Annotated in this window: 2 protein-coding genes and 1 pseudogene; 2 read left to right on the top strand and 1 reads right to left on the bottom strand. The window is 68.2% G+C overall.

Going from position 1 to position 3098, the window contains the following annotated elements; all coding sequences use genetic code 11:
• Positions 1-138: 138 nt before the first annotated feature.
• Positions 139-1041, bottom strand: a complete 903-nt coding sequence (locus JHC79_RS23165) for a type IV toxin-antitoxin system AbiEi family antitoxin domain-containing protein (protein ID WP_296395352.1) — start codon at positions 1039-1041, stop codon at positions 139-141.
• Positions 1042-1219: 178 nt separating this feature from the next.
• Here JHC79_RS23165 and JHC79_RS23160 point away from each other — a divergent pair, with 178 nt between their 5' ends.
• On the top strand, positions 1220-2626 hold the full coding sequence (locus JHC79_RS23160; RefSeq protein ID WP_296395350.1) for a sigma 54-interacting transcriptional regulator: 1407 nt from the start codon (positions 1220-1222) through the stop codon (positions 2624-2626).
• A 51-nt stretch (positions 2627-2677) separates the two neighbouring features.
• Positions 2678-3098, top strand: a pseudogene (locus JHC79_RS23155) (hypothetical protein); the annotation flags it as partial.

Genomic DNA, 3098 nt, shown 5'->3' with positions numbered 1-3098 from the left:
ATCGCCATCGGCATCGGCGGTCTGGGCCTGGCCGTGTGGCTGGCCATCCGCTGACGCTGTCCGCTCCCGCGACGCCGCTCGACTCCCGCGACAGTGATCCCCGTCGCGGGAGTCGAGCGATGTCGCGCAAGGCACGTGTCACATCAGGCCGAGTCGGTGGAGCCACGGCGCCACGATCCCGACGACGCGCCGCCGTTCGAGGTCCGACCACACCCAGCGCAGGACCATCGAGCCATCCCACCTCAACAGGTCCTCGCGAGCTTTCTCGTCGGCCACGACATCGACGACGGTCTGCCCCGGTCGTAGCAGGCGCCCGTACTTGATGTGGCCGTCGAACTCGCCGACGAGCTGTCGGTCCCAGTCGAAGTCGGTGATCACGCGTCGTCCGCGGATCACCCGGCCGTCCTGCAGCCTGGGTAGTGGCAACCGGGCGGTGATCATCTGCGCCCTACTCCACGATTCGCCCACACTCTCGGCATTGCGGTCGGCCACGGACAGCGCAATCCGTGCCGTGGAGACGCCCCGGCGTCGGCGACGAGCCAGGATCTCGCCGATGGCGTCACAGTCGGCACCCGCCCGCAGTGCTGAATCCAAGACGACCAGTGCGCGGTCGAAGTCGCCCATGCAGGCGACGTCGGCTGCGGTGCGCTCCAGCGAGGTCACCGCCACCCCGTCGACGATGACCACGTCGTCGGCATCGAGCAGGCCGCTGTGGATGTGCCGCGTCGGGTGGATCCGACCACCCGACCGACTGCCGGAGCTCACGTCGATCCTGCTCAGGTCCGCTTTGAGCATCCGGAGGCCGTGTAGAACGGCAGCCGATCGATGACTGACCGTCAACAGGTGATGCTCTGTCGCCAGGATCTCGAGTCGGTGCATCGACTCGGGTGTGCGTTCCATGTCGGCCGCGTACACGCCGGGACGCAGCCGGATGAGCTCACCACTGCGAACCCGAGACATGAGGTGGCGGTCGGTGATGCCGGCGGCCTGGGCATCGCCGCGGCGGAGCAGACGGTCGGGGTCGTCGGGTGTCGTCGTCACCCGAGTTGGACGCGAACAGGACGCGTTCGGATCCATCGACGTTCAAGCGACATCACTCGACTCCCGCGACGGAGATCGCCGTCGCGGGAGTCGAATCGTGTCGCGGGAACGGGTGGGAGAGCGGGGTCTCGAGCACCCTTGAGTGCGCACCATCGCAAACCCTCGTAGCGTGGAGTACGTGACGTCTCCTGCGACCGCCCATCCTTCAGCCCGCACTCTTGGTGAACTGCGCGCATCGGGCCACGTTCAACGCACCATCAAGGACGAGATCCGTAACAACCTGCTCACCGCACTGCGGTCGGGCACCAACCCCTGGCCGGGCATCGTCGGCTTCGAGACCACGGTGATCCCCCAGCTCGAACGCGCTCTGCTGGCCGGTCACGACGTGGTCATGCTCGGTGAGCGCGGACAGGGCAAGACCCGCCTGCTGCGCACCCTCGTCGGCCTGCTCGACGAGTGGACCCCGGTGATCGAGGGCGCCGAGCTCAACGAGCACCCCTATGAGCCCATCACCCCGGCATCGATCCGCAAGGCAGCCAACCTGCAGGACGATCTGCCGATCGAGTGGAAGCACCGCTCGGAGCGCTACGCCGAGAAGCTGGCCACCCCCGACACCTCCGTCGGCGACCTCGTCGGCGACGTCGACCCCATGAAGGTGGCCGAGGGCCGCAGCCTGGGCGACCCGGAGACCATCCACTTCGGACTCATCCCGCGCGCGCACCGCGGCATCGTCGCCATCAACGAGCTCCCCGACCTCGCCGAGCGCATCCAGGTGTCGATGCTCAACGTGATGGAGGAGCGCGACATCCAGGTCCGCGGCTACTCGCTGCGCCTACCGCTCGACGTGATGCTGATGGCCAGCGCCAACCCCGAGGACTACACCAACCGCGGCCGCATCATCACCCCGCTCAAGGACCGCTTCGGCGCCGAGATCCGCACGCACTACCCGCTCGAGCTCGACGACGAGACCGCCGTCATCGAGCAGGAGGCCGACCTCGTCGCCACCGTGCCCTCGTTCATCACCGAGATCCTGGCTCGCTTCACCCGGTACGTCCGCGACCACCCGTCGGTCGACCAGCGCTCGGGCATCTCCGCCCGCTTCGCCATCGCCGGCGCCGAGACCGTCGCCGCGGCGGCCCTGCACCGAGCCACGATCGTCGGCGAGGAGTCGGCCGTCGCCCGCGTCGTCGACCTCGAATCGGTGATCGAGGTGCTCCGCGGCAAGGTCGAGTTCGAGTCCGGCGAAGAGGGGCGCGAGATGGAGATCCTCGAGCACCTGCTACGCAAGGCCACCGCCGACACCGTCCGCGCACACCTCGCCGGCATCGACATGGCCGCGTTGGTCTCGGCACTCGAGTCCGGTGAGCCCGTCGTCACCGGCGACCGCGTCACCGCAAAAGAGCTCCTCGCCTCGATCCCGGCGCCGGACGTGACCGGACCGGTCGTCGACGCCATCGCCGAGCGCCTCGAGGCGACCGACGACGGAGAACGTGCCAGCGCACTCGAACTCGCGCTGGAGGGGCTGTTCCTGGCCCGCCGCATCGGCAAGGAGGCCGATGACTCCGGTCAGACCATCTACGGCTGACCGTGCCCGGCACACGACAATCGCAGTGAATCTCGACGAACGGGGGGTCTGATGGCCCGCAACAAGTTCCACCGCTCGCGGTATCGCCGGTACACCGGCGGTCCTGACCCGTTGGCGCCTCCGGTCGATCTCCGGGAGGCGCTCGACGAGATCGGCGCCGACGTGATGGCCGGGGTGTCGCCGCAGCGCGCCATGCGCGAATACCTGCGGCGCGGCACCAAGGACATGCGTGGTCTCGACAAGTTGCGCGAGGAGATCAACCGCAAACGCCAGGAACTGTTGTCCAAGCGCAACCTCGACGGGACCTTCGCCGAGGTGAAGGAGCTGCTCGACAAAGCCGTTCTGGCCGAGCGGAAGCAACTCGCCCGTGACCTCGACGACGACGCCCGGTTCGCCGAGATGCAGATCGAGAACCTCTCGCCGTCGACCGCGCAGGCCGTGCAGGAGCTCGCGAACTACGAGTTCCGCAGCC

It is taken from the genome of Williamsia sp. (assembly GCF_016462415.1).
Taxonomy (GTDB): domain Bacteria; phylum Actinomycetota; class Actinomycetes; order Mycobacteriales; family Mycobacteriaceae; genus Williamsia_A.
Note: the sequence above shows the minus strand (reverse complement) of the source record. Positions and strands in the feature narration are given on the sequence as shown.